Origin of the sequence: Prochlorococcus sp. MIT 1342 (genome assembly GCF_047304495.1) — a bacterium.
Lineage (GTDB): Bacteria > Cyanobacteriota > Cyanobacteriia > PCC-6307 > Cyanobiaceae > Prochlorococcus > Prochlorococcus marinus_D.
In genome coordinates this window covers 2,131,214-2,150,994 of sequence record NZ_CP138957.1, presented here as the reverse complement: position 1 = coordinate 2,150,994, position 19,781 = coordinate 2,131,214, and the positions used below count along the sequence as shown (strand labels likewise).

The following is a 19,781-nucleotide window of genomic DNA, read 5'->3' as shown; positions in this document are numbered from 1 at the left end:
TGGAGATCGGTAATGAAAGCGGCCACCAGCTCGGCTAACGGCGCATGGGAAGCCGTGATCGGTCTGGAGACACACGTGCAGCTAGGCACCAATAGCAAGATCTTCACATGCGCTTCAACGACCTTTGGCGATGACCCCAACACCCACATCGACCCTGTTGTGTGTGGTCTTCCCGGCACGTTACCGGTGCTTAATCAGATGGTGTTGGAATACGCGGTCAAGGCGGCAATGGCACTCAACCTCAATATTGCCGAGCACAGCAAGTTTGATCGCAAACAGTATTTCTATCCCGATCTACCGAAGAACTATCAGATCTCTCAATTTGATGAGCCGATTGCAGAAGAAGGCTGGATTGAGGTGGAAGTTGCGGAGAAGGGGAAGGACACTTACCTCAAGCGTATTGGCATCGAGCGTCTCCATATGGAGGAGGACGCCGGCAAGCTCGTTCATGCTGGCAGCGATCGACTCGCTGGCTCCACCCATTCCCTGGTGGACTACAACCGGGCCGGCGTGGCGTTAGCTGAGATTGTCAGTAAGCCTGATCTGCGCACTGGTCGTGAGGCGGCGGAATATGCCTCGGAGATTCGCAGGATCATGCGTTATTTAGGGGTCTCTGATGGAAATATGCAGGAAGGCTCTTTGCGTTGTGACGTCAATATCTCTGTGCGCCAAGGGGCCGACGCTCCTTTTGGCACCAAGGTTGAGATCAAAAACATGAATTCGTTTTCGGCCATCCAGAAAGCTTGTGAGTACGAGATTCAGCGCCAGATCAAGGCCTATGAGGCCGGTGAAGCAGTGGTGCAGGAAACCCGCCTTTGGGATGAGGGCAAGCAACTCACCAAGAGCATGCGCTCGAAGGAAGGCAGCAGCGATTACCGCTATTTCCCGGATCCTGATCTAGGTCCGATTGAGGTGATTGCATCTGTACGTGAGGGTTGGCGTACTGAGTTGCCAGAGTTGCCGTCGGCGAAGCGTCATCGCTATGCCGAAGAGTTTGGTTTGTCGGTGTATGACGCCAGGGTGCTCACTGATGAGTATGTGATGGCGGAATACTTCGAGGCGGCCGTGGCGGCAGGTGCCGAGGCCAAGGGAGTGGCGAATTGGATCCAGGGCGATATTGCTGCTTACGTGAATGCCAATCGTCTTTCTTATTCCACGTTGCCATTTCGACCGGAGCAGTTGGCAGAGATGGTGCAACTGATCGATGGCGGCAAGATCAGCGGCAAGATCGCTAAGGAAATCTTGCCTGAGTTGCTGGAGAAGGGCGGCTCAGCGAAGGCGATTGTTGATCAGCGCGGTCTGGGGATGATCAGTGATCCGGCGGCTATCACAACGATTGTGGAGGAACTGTTGGCGGCTCACCCTCAGGAAGTAGAGGCCTTCCGCGGCGGTAAGACCAAGCTGCAGGGTTTCTTTGTTGGGCAGCTCATGAAGAAGACTGGCGGCAAAGCCGATCCCAAGCTCGCCAATCAGATCCTCAGCAAGCAGTTGAAGGGAGGATGACTACGACCGACGCTATCCCTGAGATCTGGCGCGAGTGGTTGCTCCACAACCGCGACCGAGGTTGTGCTTGGAAGGAGTTGATTGAGCAGGCCATGGAGCAGGGTTATCAGCTGGATGCGATCAAGGCGGTGCTTTCGTCATCGGAAGTCAGCGCTGGTTCGATTAGTGATCGACCCCCGCTGGCGGGATCCTGGCTGCAATGGTTTCAGGCACCTTTGACTCAGCCGACGTCTCAGCCACGGGCTTGGCGGCTTGATACCCCATTGGCACAGGTCTATGAAATTCCTGAACTGCTGTCTCAGGACGAATGCAGGGAGGTGATCGAGGCGATTAACGACACCCTGGTGCCTTCCACGGTGACGGTTGGTAGCAGCTCCTACCGCACCAGCCGTACCTGCCATCTGTGCGAGAACCACTCTGATATCTCTGCGCTTCTGGATCAGCGGTTCGCAGATTTGCTTGGTGTCCATCCGAGCTTATCCGAGCCGATTCAAGGGCAGCGTTATGACCCTGGCGAGTACTTCAAGGAACATACCGATTGGTTCACACCAGGCACCAAGGAGTTCGACGAACACACCCGAAACGGTGGTCAGCGCACCTGGACGCTGATGATTTATCTCAATGCGGTGGATCGGGGCGGTGAGACTTGTTTCAAACGCCTTGGGCGCTGCTTTACGCCGGTGCCGGGATTGGGGCTGGCTTGGAATAACCTGCAGGCAGATGGAACGCCCAATCCTTTCACCCTGCATGAGGCGATGCCGGTTGAGGTCGGGAGCAAGTGGGTCATTACCAAGTGGTTCCGAGCTCAGATGGGGCGTAACGGCTGAGCTGCTCAGCTAGCTGCTGCAGTGTGCCTCGGTTGTCGATAACGACATCTGCTAGTGGACGCTTGCGGTCTAGTGGCCATTGAGTAGCGATGCGTTGCTCTGCTTCTTTGAGCGTTATCTCATCCCGGGCCATCAGCCGTTGATATTGCTGGGCTGGACTGCAATCCACCAACCACACTTCACTGCAGAGGTCTGTGAGCTTGGCTTCGAATAGCAGCGGCACCATCAGCACCACTACCGGCTCTGCTGAGAGATCCCCCAGAGCCACATCAAAGCGCTTTGCAACGATGGGATGAACGAGCTGCTCCAGCCAGCGGCGTTCGCTGGTATCGCTAAATACGATTCGCCCTAGGGCTGAGCGATCGAGGCTGGCTCGACTGCGTTGGCCTGCTTCACCTACTGCGCTTCCATAGCGTGCCAGCACGGCTATGGTGGCTGCGCTGCCAGGGGCTAGGGCCTCTCGGGCGTACACATCTGCATCCAGCACAGGCAGGGCGTGTTGCTCCGCGAGGTAGTGCCCAACGCTGCTTTTGCCAGTCGCAATTCCGCCAGTGAGGCCGATGCGACGTTGCGGGCCATGCCAGCGTGGCAGTGGCACCCTGCTGGAGGGCTCGGTGGTCATGGCGTTGGTGGAGGATGTATTTAGTTTGTCTCCTAGGGCCGTGAGCTCTACGCTGGATTCCCTTTGGCGCCCCATCCAAGGTGGTTTAACGGCACCTTTGGGCTTTCAGGCTTCAGGGATCACGGCTGGATTGAAGGACTCTGGCAAGCCTGATCTTGCTTTGCTGTTAGCTCCAGAAGGTGCTGTTTGTGCAGGTACGTTTACTACTTCATTGGTGCGGGCTGCCTGCGTCGATCTTTGCGCGGACCGTTTGAAGGCTTCTGCTGGCAAGGCACGGGCGGTGTTGATCAATTCTGGTCAGGCGAATGCCTGCACCGGCAACCGTGGCTTGCTCGACAGTGTTCGAGCCACTCAGGCTCTGGCCGACCGACTTGTGCTACCAGTTGACCAGGTTTTGATTTGTTCAACCGGTGTAATTGGTGTACCTATCCCCATGGATACCTTGCTTGCAGGCTTGGATCCCCTTGTGGAAGCACTGAACGATGAGGGTGGTGCTGAGGCGGCCGGCGCAATCCTTACGACCGATTTAGTAGAGAAGCAGTTTGCGCTTGAAGCTGAAGTAGGTGGTCGACGTGTACGAATTGGAGGCATGGCGAAGGGATCAGGAATGATTCATCCCGAGATGGCAACGATGCTGGGCTACCTCAGTTGTGATGCCGGTGTTTCGGTAGATGTTTGGCAGGGGATGGTGAAGCGGGTTGTTGATCGCTCCTTTAATGCGATCACGGTTGATGGTGATACCAGTACGAATGATTCGTTGTTGGCCTTTGCAGCCGGCGAGCCTCTTGAGCTTGAATACCTGGAGGCATTAGAGGTTGGGCTTATGGCGGTGGCTCAGCACCTAGCCAAGGCCATCGCACGTGATGGTGAAGGTGCAACCTGTTTGTTGGAGGTTCATGTGGAGGGTGTTGCGAGCGATGTTGAGGCCTGCTGCATCGCACGCACGATTTGTGGCTCTTCTTTGGTAAAAACGGCCGTGCATGGGTGTGATCCCAATTGGGGACGAATCGTTGCAGCTGCAGGGCGTGCTGGTGTGCCTTTTGATCCTGCATCAGTAGCCCTTTGGTTGGGCCCTCATCAGTTAATGGAATTCGGCGAACCCTTGCCTTTTTATCGGCTAGCTGCATCTCGCTATATGCAAGAGCGTGTTGACGGGAGTTATTTAAGCGATGACACAGTTCAGATTCGTTTGGTTGTGGGTGATGGATCGGGCGATGGCATAGCTTGGGGCTGCGACCTTTCGGATCAATATGTGCGCATCAACGCCGATTACACTACGTAATGCAAAAAGCTAGTGTTAGCAGCAGATTGCAGCGATCGCTTCCTTGGCGGCAGTATACTGCGGACGGGACGGACGGAGAGATTTAGAGGATGTGAGTTTTGACTAGCAACACTGGCGCCAGAGTAAGTGAAAAGTGAGAGATGTTGGAGGAAAGAGTGAGGTGGTCGAAGGAAGGAGATGTGAAGCTTACACACTCAAACCCCCCTGCTATTGCAGGGTTTTTATTTCTTTAATCACCTTGCTATTGGCTTAAACGCTATCCGATACCTGGCATTCTCTTGAGGCTACTGAATCCGATGCATTCTGGAGGCCAAGGACTTTACGTCAAAAAATAATTATTTTGGCTGTGAGAGGTCAAAAGTGTCTATAGCATTCATCATAAATTTAACAATCGAATCTCCAATAATATCAATGCCAGGTATAAAAATTATTATTAAAGGGATGATGAAAAATATTAGAGTCATCAACAATACAAATTTTAAATCTGCCTCACTTCTTAAATCGTTTTGATTTTTGATCATTTGTCCTAATCAGTAGAAAACTATGGATATCAACACTCTATAACGCTCAACGTCAAGTGCAAAGAAGTTGCCAATATCGCTGTTTTTCCAGGCTTTAATGACTATTTATCTGTCTCAAAACCAGATAGACCCAGCTGCTGGACAGCGATTTAATAGCCTGGCTGGATTAACTTAAGGATGTAGTTGGACTAACAAGCCTTAATTCCAGAGAAACTATGTTTGAAAGGGGGTGCATGCGTTGCAGTCAGGGCGTTGTCATAGCGTTATATCGCTTCAGGCATATTTGTCATAAAAGCTTGACCCCTTTCTGAAATTATCTTTTCTTGTAATTCCTTTGAAGGATAGCTATGCTAACAAGAGTTAAATATAATCAATGTCAGAAGAACAACTCAGGGCATTCATCGCTAAAGTTCAAGCAGACACCTCTCTTCAAGAGCAGCTAAAGGCAGAAGGTGCCGATCCTGTTGCTATTGCTAAAGCTGCTGGGTTCACGATTACAATAGAAGACTTAAATGCACATCGTCAAAACCTCTCTGATAGCTGGCAGGTGGCAATGGTCCAAGGAGTTCTGCGAAGGAATGGCTGGTGGCAGCGTTTTGCACCAAAATAGTGCGCGTACCCTGGCCCCTACCCACTCACTCAAAGTAAATGCTTCTGTAAGTGCTTTTTATTTTTTCAACCACCTCACTAATGGCTTAAAACGATATCCGATACCTGGCATGATCTCAAAGAATAGAAGCTAGGCAATCTCAGGTAGATTCTTACAATGCTACAGTTGTAGTAATTCCTCCAAAGTTAACTATGCTTACATAAGAATATTTACACCTATGACTGACCCTAAAGACACAACAGTCAAAGATTGGAATCAGAGAAATGAATCATAGAGACGATTGGATGGCTGACAAACGAGACAGGATTATTGAAAGTAGTAAAAGGATGGAATTCGATGAGGGATCAGTCTCTGTTGGTGTAAGAAGCCTGATTGGTAATATTCGTTTCTTGTTCAGTGTTCTTGATGAGTGTAGTTACATCAACATCAAGATAAGAGATAAGCTGATGACGGTAACTGTAACTATTCCTGATTACAATTTTGTCATCAACCCCTATCTCGAAACTGATGAATGTCTCAAACAACCAGACGGAGAGGAAGATTGGATTACTTATGACTGGTTGAAGTCATTTGGATTGGTTGAGTTGATGGATAAGGAATGGAGGAGGTTTAATGAGGAGAAAGAAAAGATAGAGAAGGTGAGGCAAAGACTTATTCAGGCAGTAGATTGGACTAATGAAGTTCCACGATCAGGAGATGACTGATGACAGAACCGCCTCTACGTTTAGTTCCGACTGAACAAATGAAGAAGTTGAGAGATTTAGAATTTGAACTTAGGTTTAATAAGTTATTGATGTGGCTTATTCTGCTCCTTGCGTTATTCTTTTTTGGTTATAAATGGGAGGCGTTGGGAATTGCTCCGATTGTCTACTTTCTGCTAGGTTGTAGTTTTAGTTGGTCTGTTGAAAGAGGAAAAGAGAAGCACAAAGAAGTTTTGAGGTTGAGGTTGATTGTCAGCCCTAGCGTCGAAAAGTAGGATAAATTATGGGACTGATAAACGGCCACCTTATATGACTTACCATTTGTTGTATTACATAGACGACCTTCCTAAGAAACTAAAAACTGAGTTGTCTTTAGAGAAGGGAGAGGAGATGTTTCACTTCTATGTGGATGATGATGATTTCAATGATGAGGTTATAGAGTTGGTTAAGGATGGAACAAATAGAGTCATTCTTCATTACGCCCCTAACTAACTTATGAGTTACCTACTCAATATCTACGATACTCCTGGACACCCTCCTACAAATCACGAGAAGATTGAAAACCTGCAGGATGGTATCCGTGTGTTTAATAAATATGTTAACGATGACGATTATAAAGGTTTCGATATGGAGTTGATAACAGAAGAATATGATGAAGTCCGATATTATGATTCAATTGAAGGAGAGGTTGAAACCTTTAACGACAAGAGACCTGAGTGATCTATGTTTACTGTTCTCTCGGGTAATACAACTGTTGTAGCCGCGATACTTGTAGGGACGATAGTTTTATGGCTCTACCTGTATAACAACCGCAACATTGATGAGGATTGATAGGATTCATGAATCAGAACTCCTTCTAAACACTCTCATCTCCATCAGCTGTTTCTTTAGATCCTTCTTCGGAGTAGGACTAGTACTAACGCCGATTACACCACCTAGACCGAGATTGATTGTTCTGGAATGGATTGAAGCTGATTGTATATGGCTGGTAACGCAGTGGTGAAGAAGAATGAAAAAGGGCGCTAACGTCGGTCAGCGCCCATACCACAAAATCTACTTGAGGGGTGTCGTGTCTTTGTTTAATCGATAACCAATTAATCTTCTGCGTTTTCAAATTGCTTTGCCAATTTGAATGCCTTTCTGATAATCAAATATGCGCCGTATAATCCAGCGATTAAGGGAAGAATAATGAATGGATTAGGACTGTAGTTGGAATAATCCTTGACGCCATCGACGTATTCAATTCCAGAACATTTTAGATAGAAGAGACTCATGAAAATGATCCCCCATCCAAGGATTGAAAGAATTCCTCCTTTTTTATCCCCCTCATAAAACCTATCTAAACCCCATCCCCAGCCAATGCCGAGTAAGACACCTCTTGTGATTGCGTTTTTTTCTTGCTTGCGAAGCATTGGTCAATTAATGGTTAAAGTTCAAACTAACTATAACTGATTCTTTCTGATAGTGTGTAAATAATCAAAATACCCTCTAGGCGCAGGGCGAAAAAGGTCAGTTTAGGTTTTAGGAAAAGTTTTGAGAGTATACCTAAGTTGCGTGCATCAAGGACCATCCGCCAGACCGCCCTTGCTTAACAGTCATCATTGCACTGCCGGATCCTGCCGAGTACTGGAGACCAGAACAGTCGCCATCAGCCGCTTGACCCAAGCAACCCTCTTGAGCTAGTACAGGCGTATTAAAGTGAAGGCTTAGATGGCACGGTTCTCAGGCAGGCAGCTATCACCCATCCCTTCTCCTGACCCAGAGGAGTGGCAGTGCATGGATGAGGGCACGCTCCAATCCTCGCGATCAGGAGCAGTGTGCATGACTTGTAATCACTTCCGCTATGCGGTCGGGAAGCAGTGCCAGACCTTATTGACCTGTCCCATTCATCAACGCTTGATTCCTCAAGGAGAGCACCTCAACAGCAAATGCCATCAATGGATCATCAGAAGGGAGCTGGAGGTTGGATGGGCACCTGAAGTTGCATAGCAGGAGGGATCGGTAGATGATCAGATGCATTGAATCAAGCACCAACCATGTCTCTGGTACCTCGCTGGGAAGTCATGACTGATGAGGCAAAGGCAATCACCAAGCGGATGGCTGTTTCTGCCTTGGTGCTGCTGCTTGCTTTTTGGCTTGTCAGAGCATTGATTCCGTGGGTGATCGTCGCGATCTGCGGTTACTGGGCATATCGGTGGTTGGCGAAGAGCAGTTAAGAAGGTTGGGATGGGATGAGTTACTTCGTGGTCATCGGTATAGGGATCACGCATCCACTCCTTGCCCAATGCACTTTTAAGTCGCTTTCGGCCTGTTGAGGGTGCTTCTGTTGAATGCTTGGCGTCGTAATGGACGTCATGCTCTTGGATGTATTGGATGAGGTGTCGCAGTTATTGCAGGCCGTGGCAATGGATACACCTCGCTATCAGGCAAGCGTGATCCAGGTGTGCCGAAAGCAACTATCAAGTCAAGGTTTTAGCAGTGTGTAAAGCTGCTTTGCGGCAGTTGTTGGAGTCTTCGGCTGACCAGGTAGCGAGTCCAGATTCCACTAACCTTTCAAGAAGTCCATCACGTCAGGCCCGAGAAGTGAATGGTTTGTCTGTACGTTGATTGCAGAGAAACAGGTCGCTCTTCTTCTCTACGTTGAGTCTCAGTATCTGTTGTAGTTGTGTTCGTAGTGCTGCTGAGTTTGTTATTGGCTTAATGTTGCATGTGGGCATGTATGGTGCCTAGCTCAGAGAGCTCTGTTTAGATAATACTTTAGAGATGCTTGCGATAAGATCTTGAGTCAATTTAAAAATATTTTCTCTGGGCCGAACCTTGATACACTTTCAATAGCGTTTGTCCGCTAACTATATACTGGTGTCTTTTTGCCATTGTGTATGGTTAGACTATTGGAGCTTAACAGACAAATGCTTGTACAACACCTATAGCTGGAACGATTTCTTTTCAGGTAATGCCACAATACTTACAGAGGCGGCAGTCGTGTTGGCTACAGTTGCTTGGCTCTGGATCCTGAGGCAGTCACCCAAAGAAAAAGATTAGTATATCTTTCGTTGGATGTGGAGCGCGCTATTGTCATCTCATCAAGGGAGTTATTCGCATTATTGACTCATGATCGTTCTATGATGTTGGGAAATAGTGTCTTTTCTCTTTTGTGTATCGCTGGTTGATCTTTCTCCAGTTTCAATGGCTGACGTGTCTTTTGCCTGTATGCGGGAGTCATGAAAACCCTATTCTGGATGACGCTGAGAGACGTGCAAGAACGGCTCAAGGATGGGGGGGATGCACGCGAAAGAGTCTTTGAAGTCTTACATGCGTCCGTGGAGATATCTGCTGGCTTTATAGAGCTCATGTGGTGATCCTATTTCGGATTGCTTCTTACAACTTATGTTTTTCTATTTGTTCAGACTGTAGAATTCTCTATTCAAGTGAAGGCTTCCTCCGCTGGTATTTTTACAGGTAAGACCCGTTGTTTCCGATTCGCAAATGGTTGAATCGAGTTTGATCCTTTGGCCATATTTAAGCACCGTGCTTTCTGAGCTCCCTTTCAACGAATCGGAAGTGTACCCAGCGTACGATTTGCCAGGATTGTCAAGGTAGAAGCTATGTCCGAAGCAACCACCATTGTCACGCCCCCATGATTTCCATGCATGATTCATGACGTCGCATCTTAGAGACTCTCCTGGGTTGCTATATACACACCAGATGTTTTTGGAAGGAGTATGAAAAAACCTCCATCTTTGCAGCTCTTGTCCGACAGCCGGTGAAGACGAAGAAATTGCGCTGATTAGGAGAATACCTGCTTGGTAGATGGCAAATTTTTTCATTTCTTGAATGAAAGGCCAAATAATTATGCGTTTAAAGTATACCTTTTTACTTTTTTGCCAATAACCTTGTCTTGGCACGCTTCTCCCCGCGGGCTTGAATTATTTTTGAGTGCTTATTCCTTCCTTCGCGTTAAGGTAGGCAGTATGCGTTTCTAGATGACTCAGATGTAGCTAACTGCAATCAGCAGCTAGAAACTCATGTTTGATCACATCAAGGCTTCTTTGGAAGCGACCAGGCAAGCATGAAACAAAGAACCACTCCTACAAGAAAATACCCCTGTGAAATTAGTGTTAATCCACACAGATTGCTTTCAACCAAGCCTGCAAGGGCTGCCAATCATCATGTTGATCGATCGCTTGCCAAAACTCCTCAATCACAGATCGAATTGGTGTTTTGACAAGATTCCAGCGCTGCAATCGCGCATTGATGGCTTGTGCCTCAGTCGGCTCAGCAGAGACAGCTTCCCGTTGCTGTGTCCACCAACGATCTCTCCAATCCAGCCAGGCATCCCTTGCAGGTTCAGCACCATCTAAGACCACTGGCAACAAAGCTTCTGGCTCTTCCGGTAACCCCTTGGTCGATATTTGAGCAGCAAGGCCTGCAAAGAAGGCGCCATAACCAACAGGCCAAGCGGCGAGGAGTGCAAGAGTTTTACGCACGGCGTCATCACCACCATCATCATGGTCATTGCGACCAGAACTACGCGGAAGACCGAGACGACGCTGCATGCAAGCTCTATACTGAGATTGGTAAATTGGAGCGAACGTCTCTAAAGACTGTTCCATTGGCTGCCGTGGCAGCAGCATTGCCAATGGTTCTTGCAGCAGGCGCAAGTTGTTGTGGCATATCCCAGGTTGTCGGCCATAGGCATAGAGGCCTGTTTGATCAAAATAAGCAGCAGTAAATCCAGGCTCCCATTGATCCAAAAAGGCGAATGGTCCGTAATCGAAACTTTCTCCCAGCAGAGACATGTTGTCGGTATTGAGAACACCATGGGTAAAACCTGCTGCCATCCACTCCGCCGTTAACCTGGCCACCCGTTCAACGAGTTCTGCGTAGAAAGCCAGCAACTGAGCTTCGATCGCGCCAGCAGCATTGCCTTCTTGAACAGGATAGGCAGCGGCAATCTGCGGATAATAGACATCAACCACATGACGCAACAAACGCTCTAGGCTCTGAGCATCCCGCAAATGCAGCAGCCGCTCACAAGTGCCAAAGCGCAGATGCGTGCGTGCCATACGCATCATCACTGAACTGCGAGTAGGAGAAGGCTCATCACCACGCCAAAGCTTTTCACCGGTTTCCACCAAGCAAAGAGTTCGGCTCGTGGTGACGCCTAAACGGTGCAGCGCCTCACTGGCGATGATCTCCCGTACACCCCCTTTGAGGGTCAGCCGACCATCCCCTCCACGGCTCCAGGGAGTTGTACCAGATCCCTTAGTGCCAAGATCCTGAAGCTGTCCAAATCGATCACGCAGTTGACCATAAAGGAAGCCACGTCCATCCCCAAGCAATGGATTGTATGTACCGAATTGATAGCCGTGATATCGCAGAGCTAATAACGGAGTACGAGCCTCAAAACAACCATAAGCCTGCTCCAGATGATGATCCTCTACGGCGTCAGGCTCAATCCCAAGCTGCCTAAGCAAGGCATCATTACGGAAACGCAATTCAGTGCGCGGAAATCGTGCGGCATCGACCACATCCCAATATTCAGAGCCCAGACTTTCAATCTGCGGCTCAAAGTTCAATGCGAGTAGCAAGTTAGTCAAGCCAACACAAAGCTGTCGTTAAAGCTTTTTCTCAAATTCATAGACAGCCCTCTTGCATTCATGGCCAATATTTTATTCCCCTGTTTAGCCCCATAGCAGCGGTTGAATGAGACCCCATCGTTGTATCGCTAAAAATACCTGCCACAGCAAGGCAGTGTAGCCTTGGCAGTCTTGATGCTAACTCAAGGCTTTTGCCTGATAGATTGTAGAGCATGATTCTAAAATCTAATTCACAAGCTCTGCTGATATAGAGGGTGCTAAGACAGTCTTCGTTGACAGGGATCGCGGAAAACTTGCTATCAATCAATTGATCTTAAATATGACTCCAGCACTAAAGAATTGGCCAGTAGCTCATCGGCAAAGCCTTGCAATTCCCCCCTGTGCTTAGGGTTGCTCTAATCGTTGGCTAGCATCGTTATCTTGTGATCATCATTGGTAGAGTCAGTGACTAAAATTGCGAACAACGCAAGATCGCTTAGCGGCCGTAGAGTTCTATTCATTAAGCGTGCATATATTCAGTAAGATAATATTGACATTGGCCATCAGAACCTGTACCCCTGGCAAGCAGGGTTGACGTGAGCGATTGCAAGAAGATCTAAGATTAAGTGGACCGATCAAAAGCATCGCTTACGACTCCATTGCTCTGATCTCATTTAGATATCAGAGCAATCGCCGTAGAGATAACAATCCCCAGGCTTCTTCATGCGCGCTGTATTACATGCAGTCATGTTTTAGGAAACAGCACGTAGAGACCACCTCTAAGCCATTAGGCAAGCAATAGATTAGCCAAGACGCTTGAGGGTCTGAAACAGCAACACAGGGGAACGGCTATGTAGAAAGGGCATGGAGCTAGACCCATAAAGGAATGGCACGATACGAAACAGTTGCTGATACAACAGAGATGCCTCACGGTAGTAGACGTATAGACAAAACTCACTCAATAAAGGCACAGCCACTAAGAGACATCCCAGTCGACTTTTGCCTGCTTATATCGTTCTCCCCTAGCTCAAGCCAGTGCGGGCGATATCGAGAACATCGGCCATCGAGCGAATCTGATCCATCATTGAGACCAGCTGAGCAGCACTGTTGAGCTCAACCCGCAAATCAATGCAGGCGGGTTTGCCATACGATGTTTTAACCCTGGCATCGCTCACATTGATGTGGTTATCTGAAAGACGCATCAGGATGTCTTTCAGAATTCCCACTCGGTCAATCACTTCAATACGCAACTGCACGGGGAATCTCTCGCCTTCGATGAAGGCACCTTGATTCCAGCGCACCGGCAATCGTCTTTCACTGGGGATCGAGCCAACATTGACGCAATCCTGCCGGTGAATCGTGATGCCGTGATTACCAAGAGCAACCGTGCCAAGGATCGCTTCTCCTGGTAGCGGGCTACAACAGCCGCCCAGGCGGTAATCAAGGCCCTCCACGCCAAGGATCGGTACGCGATCAGACGTAGGCAGCCTGGCTGGGCTTGACTCCACTTGAGCCACAAGCCGTTTCGCAACATTGATATTGCTGAGTGGTTGCTCAGGCTCGACAGTCTGAAGACGGATTTCTTCTCGCAAACGATTCAGCACTTGCTGCAAGGTCAAAGCTCCAAAACCAAGCGCCGCAAGCAAATCCTCTGTAACCGGTAAATTGCAGCGTTCTGCCACGCGAGTCATCGCTTCGCTATTGAGTAGCGCATCAAAACCATTGCGACCGAGTTCACGCTCCAACAGGTCTTTCCCCCGTTGGATCGTTTCATCACGATGGCTTCGCTTATACCACTGACGGATGCGATTACGGGCTGTGGGAGTAGCCACAAAGTTCAGCCAATCGAGGCTTGGATGCGCTGTTTTGCTGGTGAGAACTTGCACGAAATCACCGTTCTGTAATGAGGTGGACAATGGACAAAGCCGATCATTAATGCGCGCACCATGGCAATGGTTGCCAACCTCTGAATGAATCCGATAGGCGAAATCAACAACTGTTGAGTCTTTGCGCAAGCCCACTACATCGCCTTTAGGAGTGAATACAAACACCTCCTCATCAAACAAGTCTTCTTTGATCGAAGCAAGGTAGTCGTTGTGGTCATCATTGCCTCCTTCCTGTTGCCACTCGACCAGCTGACGAAGCCAATTAAACCGCTCCTTATTGGCGGCAGCTGGTGAACCACCTTCTTTGTACTCCCAATGAGCCGCAATGCCGAATTCAGACACACGATGCATCCCTGGAGTACGAATCTGCACCTCAATGGGCCGATGCTTGCCGATGACCGCCGTATGTAGCGATTGATAGCCATTGGGCTTGGCTAAACCGATGTAATCCTTGAAGCGTCCGGGAATAGGCCGGAAGGTGTCATGCACGACAGCCAAGGCGCGGTAGCAAGTCTCCACACTGGGAGCGATAATCCGCAAAGCCGCCACATCGAAGATCTCATGGAATGCCTTTTGCTGGCGTTGCATCTTGTTCCAGATGCCATAGAGATGCTTCGGTCGCCCACTGACTTCACAAGCATCAAGACCCGCAGCCGCCAGTCGTTCCGTTAACAGTTCAACCGTGGTCGCCAGACGGTTCTCCCGTTCACTGCGCTTGGTAGCCACCTCTTGCTGAATCTCTCGGAAAGCCTCAGGTTCAAGAAGCTTGAAGGCCAAATCCTCGAGTTCCCATTTGAAGCGACCAATGCCGAGGCGATTGGCTAGAGGTGCATAAATCTCGCGGGTTTCACGAGCAATGCGCTGCTGCTTATCAGCCTGCAATGAGCCAAGCGTGCGCATGTTGTGAAGCCTATCGGCCAATTTCACCAGCACCACGCGGATGTCGCTGGCCATTGCCAGAAACATTTTGCGCAAGTTCTCAGCTTGGGCCTCAGTGTGGTTCGTGAAATTAATCCCCCCCAGTTTGGTGACGCCTTCCACCAGTTCCCGTACCTCAGCGCCGAAATAATCTTCCAGTTGCTCCGGGGTTAAATCGGTGTCTTCCACCACATCGTGAAGGAAACCTGCAGCGATCACGCTGGCGCTAGCGCCGATATCTCGCAACAGATCAGCCACTGCCACGGGGTGAACGATATATGGGTCACCACTGGCTCGAAATTGCCCCTCATGCAGCTGAAAGGCCAAATCAAAAGCTGCTGCAAGCAGGGCTTCTGAATCGATTGGGCAACTCTGCCCAAGCCCAGGAGGAATGTGCTTAATACAGTCTTTCAACCATTCCGGCAAGGCAATGCCGTAGTCATCAACACTGCTGAACGGATGTGGCCTGATCTCAGGCAAACCACACACCTCTGAACCACAGTCAGCATTGGCCTGTGTTGACTTTGGGGCAGTGGTGACGTTGAGCATCCGACCCAGCGGATCAATCCATGGTATTCAGTCTCAAGACTCCGTGCTACTAACGATGCCCAGCTCTTCAGAGCAGGTACTCGAGCTCAGCCAACTGCGCATGCGCTATCCCCGCAGCGCTGATTGGACACTGGATGGACTCAGCCTAAGCATCAAGTCAGGAGAGAGGCTCGCCCTGGTGGGGCCTTCAGGCTGCGGCAAGAGCACCGTGGCCAAAGCCGTACTGCATCTACTTCCCCCTGGCAGCATTTGCCAGGGGGGGTTGCTACTGACCGGCCAAGATCCAAGACCATTGCAACAGAAGCGATTGCGGCAACTGCGTGGTGAAGCGGTAGGTCTGGTTTTTCAGGATCCAATGACCCGCCTCAATCCGTTGATGACGGTGGGAAAGCATTTGCTCGACACTCTCAACGCCCACCAACCAGAAGCTACCCCCAGCTGGCGAGAGCAGCGGGCAGAGGAACTCCTGGAGCGAGTGGGAATCGGGGCGAACCGGTTCCGCGCTTACCCCCATGAATTCAGTGGTGGCATGCGTCAGCGGCTGTCCATTGCTCTAGCAATCGCCCTTAATCCCCCTCTGGTCATCGCCGATGAGCCCACCACCAGCCTTGATGTCGCCGTGGCTGGTCAGGTTATGGCCGAACTCAGCAACCTCTGCGAGGAGCTCGGCAGTGCCCTCATGCTGATCAGCCATGACTTGGCGATGGCAGCTCGCTGGTGCGAGCGCATGGCCATTCTCGATGGGGGACGCATGGTGGAAGAGGGACGGAGCGAAGAGCTGCTTTCTCATCCCCGCTCAGCCATCGGCACTCGGCTCGTGGGTGCCGCCAGGGAGCGTGAAGGCGGAAGCACTCCAACTTGCTCGCATACCGCTGCCATCGTTCTAGAAGTCAATGCTTTGCGCTGTTGGCATGCTCTGGGAGGCTGGCCCTGGGCACCGACCTGGCTCAAAGCTGTTGATGGAGTGAGCTTCAACATCCGTGCTGGCGAGAGCCTTGGTGTGGTTGGAGCATCTGGCTGCGGCAAAAGCACACTCTGCCGGGCTCTCATGGGTCTTGCGACGATCCGGGGTGGTCAGGTGCATCTCCAAGGCCACAACCTGCTCAGCTTGCAAGGACAGCCATTAAGGCAAGCTCGTCAGGCCTTGCAGATGGTTTTTCAAGACCCCCTCGCCTGCCTCAATCCAAAAATGACGATCGCAGAAGCCATCGCCGACCCACTGCTCATCCATGGAATGACAAGTCGAGCCGAAGCAAGGCAAAACGCGCGGAAGTTACTTGAGCAGGTGGGCCTCAGCCCAGCGGAGGATTATCAAAACCGACTGCCTCGCCAGCTCTCTGGCGGTCAGCAACAACGCGTCGCCATTGCCCGAGCCCTCGCCTTAAAACCGAAGGTGCTGATTTGCGATGAGAGTGTCAGCATGCTGGATGCGGAAATCCAAGCCGAGGTGTTGGCTCTCTTGCGTCAGCTTCAGAAAGAATTGGGGCTAGCGATGCTGTTCATTACCCACGACCTCTCGGTTGCCAGTGGTTTCTGCCACAGAGTGATCGTGCTTGATCGTGGGCAAATCGTTGAGGAAGGACCCGGCGATCAGCTCCTTCAGGACCCCCAAGCAGCGATTACCCGCACACTCGTAGAAGCCTGTCCGAGACTGCCAACCGAAAAGGCTTAGAGGTATGTAAAAGACCACAAGACGACACGCTTGAGCCTTTAAGAACTCTAGTGAAATCTTAAAAATTGAACATCTATTGCGAAGTCAACATGCCTCAGAATGTATTTATCTTTGATCATTTGCCATTAAAAGCATGGCCAAAATTGCAGGAATGGATGTTAAAAGGAGGTGTTTCTTTAAGTCTAAGACTCTGACGGGCATGAGATGAAATGCCTAACCGACCCTTGGAACATTTCCTGGTCATGATAATCGCGCTTACTCAAGAGGAGGTAGGCTCTCAGCGGAATAAAACAGCAAAAGTCAAAATAAAGTCATCAAAGATTTAGCTTATATTGACGCAAAACTATCAAACAAGCAAGAGGCTAGCCTTCGAATCTTGAGCAGATGCATCCATTATGTGATAAGACTTGGGAAGAGAATCTTGCCTTGCATCTGCTCCTCAATCCTTCTCAAAATGAGCTCTTGTCTTAACTCGTGGATATAGCTTTTCCGCGAGTTATTAATGCAGAGTCTCTGTCGAGGCTTTCACCTCCTTGAATTGAAGTTTAAAATTTAAAAGCCTAGAGATGTAGCAGCTAAATCATTTCCAATCGTCCATAGGTCTCCATGAAAATAGGCGGTGATCACATGTAATGCACCCTGTAACACGTTGGAGAAAAAGCTTAACTCCTTTTATGGAAGGTTAAGGCATGGACTTCTTCAATAGACAAAATCTGAGCTCGAGAGCAAAAACCCTTCATCTGAAGGGTTGAGAAATACAAGCATCACTCGTAGACCTGAACCAACAGATCAATGAGGTCATGACATCACCATTACATGTCTCAATTGGAGGCCAACTCTGGTGGAACGGCTTTACCGCTGAACTGAAAATCACTAATAATTCAAGTGAATCTCTCGTATCCTGGAGTTATAGCTTTACGACACCCCACACCATCTCAGGGGTGCCATGGGGTGTCACCACATCAGCCGAACAATTCGCTAACGGACAAACAAAGTACACATTGATAGGAAGCGACTGGGCGCAGTTAATTCCTGCTGGAGGCTTCGTCACAGCCGGATTCAATGCACAACAAGGTAAACCAGTGGGTAACGCAGGAGCACTGACCGCTGAACTGTTGATAAGCACTGCCTCAGAGACGGCTACTAGCGTCGAATCATCGAGCCCGGTGAGCGATTCAACAGAAGTTGAAATGCAAGCACATGAACAGACCTACAACTACTCTTCTGACGATATCGACATCGCCATGAACCATGGCGATCACGAGCATATGCATATAACGGAGATCAGCAGCGACTATATCGATATCACCAGTTGGGGAAGCTTCCATGGATCGAACCATAATTCCGAGCACAATGAATTGGTGGGTGGCCGCACGGCAATCACCACAGAAGCGCTTGAGGCTTACAACGCTCTGCGCATGTTCAGCGGCCTTGAAGCTGTGCCTATTGAAGCAGTAGGGGAATGGGCGTTTGCGAATGGTCTGACCAACAACAGCCAAGCCTGGGGTAATGACGAGCAAGGTGTGGGCCTGTGGTACGCGATGCAGGGGGCGAAGGTGGGCTGGATCGCTGATGAGGCTTATGACCCTCAGATCCTCGCTGATATTCAGAGGACAGCGCGGCTAGGTGATCCTGCTGAGGTAATGGCAATGGTGGAGGAGTTCGGTCATCAGGGATTTGCTGAGTATTTGCAGAGCAATCAGCTTGTGGAGACCTTCATCAACACGCTGAAAATGGAGGCGCATTACGGCGGCTGGATGCATGGGCGAACCCATGGATTTCTTGATATCGAGGCTGGGGCAATTGCCCACGACATTAACCATCTGACGGTACTGGGCTGGGATCAAAGTGAGCCGTTCATGAATGACACCTTTGATTGGCCGCAATGGCCTGCCTTAGAGGTCTCCGATCAGGTCGTCATCGACTACTTCCAAAGCATGGTGAGCCTAGGGGACCCACTGGGATCAAACTTGGAGGCTCTAGATACACCGATTAATGCGGAGGATGAGAAACCTCAACAGCAACCAGTTGTTCTCGTTGAGCAAAGCCAGGTTTCAAAGATTGATCCAATCACCGGTAGCGCGGTGGATGTTGAGGTGTCTGGTGATCTTTGGTGGGGTGGCTTCACCGCGGAGATCACCATCACCAATAGCAGTGATCAGCGTCTGGAGAATTGGGCGGTAGGCTTCAACAGTACCCATCACTTTTACGGCGAGTCCTGGGGTGTTGATGTCATTACCGAAGAGGTCGCTGATGATCTCTATAGTTATAAAATCTATGGAGCTGACTGGGGTCAGTCGATCGGCGCTGGTCAATCGATGACTGTGGGCTTCAACGCGCTAACGGGTATGGAGCTGGAGCGTAGCGGTTCTCTCACCGCCGAGAGCCTATTTGCTGAGGGCAGCGAGCCTGTACTGCTCTAACGGTTGCATAGCCTCAGCTCACTAAACAGCATCACCATTAGCGCAGCGATGGGGGCCAGCGCCAGTGGCCTGCTTTCGAGGCTAGGAGCTGCATTGTCATGAAAAAATCAATGCTTATGTTCCTTCTATCGATAATCTCTTATCTAGCCACTGCTAGATGAGCCTCTCAATCTCACGATTTTGCTTATAGAGAGATGAGGCCTGAGCACGTCTCAAATCAAGTTTGAGTCGACGGTAAAATTTTTTTCTGCTAACTTGATCTTGAGGCATTAGAAAGCTTGACTTGTTCAATCAAAATACTCACGCTAAAATTTACGAGTTTTTGCCGGTCAATTTTGCTGCATTGAATTGTATATATAGCCCATTGCCGATGAATAGAATTCAATCCTAAGCCAATAGTCAATGATTTAAGTCCCTGCCTTTTCAAGCCAAACCATTAAATGGTGGAAGCTATGTCTTGAATCTAGCTCGTATCATCAAATTATTGATTTCATGTGACAGCAAACAATGACGACTTCAAAAAGTGATCCAGGCGATAGCTGGCCTGACATCATAGATCAGGCAATTACTTGAGTGTTATAGGTAGAAAGAAAAGGCTGAATCTCAATTCGAACCTGGTCTCGTTAGACATGAAAAGTTTCAGCTGGAGATATTTTCATGAAGCATCTTCTTTGCAAATCATGGATGT

The 19,781-nt window shown here is 49.5% G+C and carries 16 protein-coding genes; 11 read left to right on the top strand and 5 right to left on the bottom strand.

What is annotated here, in order from left to right; translation table 11 throughout:
- Positions 1-12 precede the first annotated feature (12 nt).
- Together gatB and SIB79_RS11045 are read left to right on the top strand one after the other, a co-directional pair.
- Positions 13-1,503 carry an Asp-tRNA(Asn)/Glu-tRNA(Gln) amidotransferase subunit GatB gene (gatB, locus tag SIB79_RS11050; protein ID WP_063404575.1) on the top strand — a complete coding sequence of 497 codons (1,491 nt, stop codon included), beginning with the start codon at positions 13-15 and terminating at the stop codon, positions 1,501-1,503.
- The gene (locus SIB79_RS11045) at positions 1,500-2,330 is read left to right on the top strand and encodes a prolyl hydroxylase family protein (RefSeq protein ID WP_063404577.1); all 831 of its coding nucleotides are present in this window, start codon (positions 1,500-1,502) and stop codon (positions 2,328-2,330) included. Before gatB ends, SIB79_RS11045 begins: the two co-directional genes overlap by 4 nt.
- Here SIB79_RS11045 and coaE read toward each other — a convergent pair.
- Positions 2,290-2,952 (bottom strand): dephospho-CoA kinase, encoded by a 663-nt coding sequence (gene coaE / locus SIB79_RS11040; protein ID WP_063404579.1) that lies wholly within the window; start codon positions 2,950-2,952, stop codon positions 2,290-2,292. The genes SIB79_RS11045 and coaE overlap by 41 nt on opposite strands.
- On the opposite strand from coaE, the gene argJ reads away from it, so the two are divergent.
- From argJ to SIB79_RS11015, 5 genes are all read left to right on the top strand, one after another.
- Positions 2,951-4,234: a bifunctional glutamate N-acetyltransferase/amino-acid acetyltransferase ArgJ gene (argJ, locus tag SIB79_RS11035; protein ID WP_081215719.1), complete on the top strand. Its 1,284-nt coding sequence runs from the start codon at positions 2,951-2,953 to the stop codon at positions 4,232-4,234. The genes coaE and argJ overlap by 2 nt on opposite strands.
- Before the next feature lie 894 nt (positions 4,235-5,128).
- Entirely contained in the window at positions 5,129-5,365 is a 237-nt protein-coding gene (locus SIB79_RS11030; RefSeq protein ID WP_063404583.1) for a Nif11-like leader peptide family natural product precursor, read from the top strand.
- A gap of 284 nt (positions 5,366-5,649) precedes the next feature.
- The gene (locus SIB79_RS11025) at positions 5,650-6,069 is read left to right on the top strand and encodes a DNA methyltransferase (protein ID WP_236072698.1); all 420 of its coding nucleotides are present in this window, start codon (positions 5,650-5,652) and stop codon (positions 6,067-6,069) included.
- Complete coding sequence (locus tag SIB79_RS11020) at positions 6,069-6,341, top strand: hypothetical protein (protein ID WP_063404586.1); 273 nt, start codon at positions 6,069-6,071, stop codon at positions 6,339-6,341. The genes SIB79_RS11025 and SIB79_RS11020 overlap by 1 nt, the downstream gene beginning before the upstream one ends.
- A 220-nt stretch (positions 6,342-6,561) precedes the next feature.
- Positions 6,562-6,786, top strand: a complete 225-nt coding sequence (locus SIB79_RS11015) for a hypothetical protein (protein WP_063404590.1) — start codon at positions 6,562-6,564, stop codon at positions 6,784-6,786.
- Positions 6,787-7,160: 374 nt separating this feature from the next.
- On the opposite strand, the gene SIB79_RS11010 is transcribed toward SIB79_RS11015, so the two are convergent.
- Positions 7,161-7,478 (bottom strand): hypothetical protein, encoded by a 318-nt coding sequence (locus SIB79_RS11010; RefSeq protein ID WP_063404592.1) that lies wholly within the window; start codon positions 7,476-7,478, stop codon positions 7,161-7,163.
- Between the two features lie 624 nt (positions 7,479-8,102).
- On the opposite strand from SIB79_RS11010, the gene SIB79_RS11005 reads away from it, so the two are divergent.
- Positions 8,103-8,282, top strand: a complete 180-nt coding sequence (locus SIB79_RS11005) for a hypothetical protein (RefSeq protein ID WP_063405354.1) — start codon at positions 8,103-8,105, stop codon at positions 8,280-8,282.
- 114 nt (positions 8,283-8,396) lie between these two features.
- Positions 8,397-8,552, top strand: coding sequence for a hypothetical protein (locus SIB79_RS11000; RefSeq protein WP_155724695.1), 156 nt, complete (start codon positions 8,397-8,399; stop codon positions 8,550-8,552).
- Between the two features lie 1,632 nt (positions 8,553-10,184).
- On the opposite strand, the gene SIB79_RS10995 is transcribed toward SIB79_RS11000, so the two are convergent.
- The 3 genes from SIB79_RS10995 to SIB79_RS10985 all read right to left on the bottom strand — a co-directional run bounded on the left by SIB79_RS10995 (position 10,185) and on the right by SIB79_RS10985 (position 14,998).
- Positions 10,185-11,666, bottom strand: coding sequence for a protein adenylyltransferase SelO (locus SIB79_RS10995; RefSeq protein ID WP_063404594.1), 1,482 nt, complete (start codon positions 11,664-11,666; stop codon positions 10,185-10,187).
- Positions 11,667-12,448: 782 nt separating this feature from the next.
- Positions 12,449-12,622 carry a hypothetical protein gene (locus SIB79_RS10990; protein ID WP_155724696.1) on the bottom strand — a complete coding sequence of 58 codons (174 nt, stop codon included), beginning with the start codon at positions 12,620-12,622 and terminating at the stop codon, positions 12,449-12,451.
- 45 nt (positions 12,623-12,667) lie between these two features.
- Positions 12,668-14,998: a RelA/SpoT family protein gene (locus SIB79_RS10985; protein WP_063404596.1), complete on the bottom strand. Its 2,331-nt coding sequence runs from the start codon at positions 14,996-14,998 to the stop codon at positions 12,668-12,670.
- A gap of 55 nt (positions 14,999-15,053) precedes the next feature.
- On the opposite strand from SIB79_RS10985, the gene SIB79_RS10980 reads away from it, so the two are divergent.
- Positions 15,054-16,670 carry an ABC transporter ATP-binding protein gene (locus SIB79_RS10980; RefSeq protein WP_063405356.1) on the top strand — a complete coding sequence of 539 codons (1,617 nt, stop codon included), beginning with the start codon at positions 15,054-15,056 and terminating at the stop codon, positions 16,668-16,670.
- Between the two features lie 800 nt (positions 16,671-17,470).
- A complete protein-coding gene (locus SIB79_RS10975) occupies positions 17,471-19,093 on the top strand; it encodes a cellulose binding domain-containing protein (protein WP_063404598.1) in 1,623 nt (540 codons plus the stop codon).
- Positions 19,094-19,781: the final 688 nt, after the last annotated feature.

What these genes read in the sequence shown, in the direction of transcription:
- SIB79_RS11025 (WP_236072698.1), top strand. Translation starts at nt 5,650, where the DNA reads ATGGCTGACAAACGAGACAGGATTATTGAAAGTAGTAAAAGGATGGAA.
- SIB79_RS11010 (WP_063404592.1), bottom strand. Translation starts at nt 7,478, where the DNA reads ATGCTTCGCAAGCAAGAAAAAAACGCAATCACAAGAGGTGTCTTACTC.
- SIB79_RS10975 (WP_063404598.1), top strand. Translation starts at nt 17,471, where the DNA reads ATGACATCACCATTACATGTCTCAATTGGAGGCCAACTCTGGTGGAAC.
- gatB (WP_063404575.1), top strand. Translation starts at nt 13, where the DNA reads ATGAAAGCGGCCACCAGCTCGGCTAACGGCGCATGGGAAGCCGTGATC.
- coaE (WP_063404579.1), bottom strand. Translation starts at nt 2,952, where the DNA reads ATGACCACCGAGCCCTCCAGCAGGGTGCCACTGCCACGCTGGCATGGC.
- argJ (WP_081215719.1), top strand. Translation starts at nt 2,951, where the DNA reads ATGGCGTTGGTGGAGGATGTATTTAGTTTGTCTCCTAGGGCCGTGAGC.
- SIB79_RS10980 (WP_063405356.1), top strand. Translation starts at nt 15,054, where the DNA reads ATGCCCAGCTCTTCAGAGCAGGTACTCGAGCTCAGCCAACTGCGCATG.
- SIB79_RS11045 (WP_063404577.1), top strand. Translation starts at nt 1,500, where the DNA reads ATGACTACGACCGACGCTATCCCTGAGATCTGGCGCGAGTGGTTGCTC.
- SIB79_RS10985 (WP_063404596.1), bottom strand. Translation starts at nt 14,998, where the DNA reads ATGCTCAACGTCACCACTGCCCCAAAGTCAACACAGGCCAATGCTGAC.
- SIB79_RS11020 (WP_063404586.1), top strand. Translation starts at nt 6,069, where the DNA reads ATGACAGAACCGCCTCTACGTTTAGTTCCGACTGAACAAATGAAGAAG.
- SIB79_RS11030 (WP_063404583.1), top strand. Translation starts at nt 5,129, where the DNA reads ATGTCAGAAGAACAACTCAGGGCATTCATCGCTAAAGTTCAAGCAGAC.
- SIB79_RS11005 (WP_063405354.1), top strand. Translation starts at nt 8,103, where the DNA reads ATGTCTCTGGTACCTCGCTGGGAAGTCATGACTGATGAGGCAAAGGCA.
- SIB79_RS11000 (WP_155724695.1), top strand. Translation starts at nt 8,397, where the DNA reads ATGCTTGGCGTCGTAATGGACGTCATGCTCTTGGATGTATTGGATGAG.
- SIB79_RS11015 (WP_063404590.1), top strand. Translation starts at nt 6,562, where the DNA reads ATGAGTTACCTACTCAATATCTACGATACTCCTGGACACCCTCCTACA.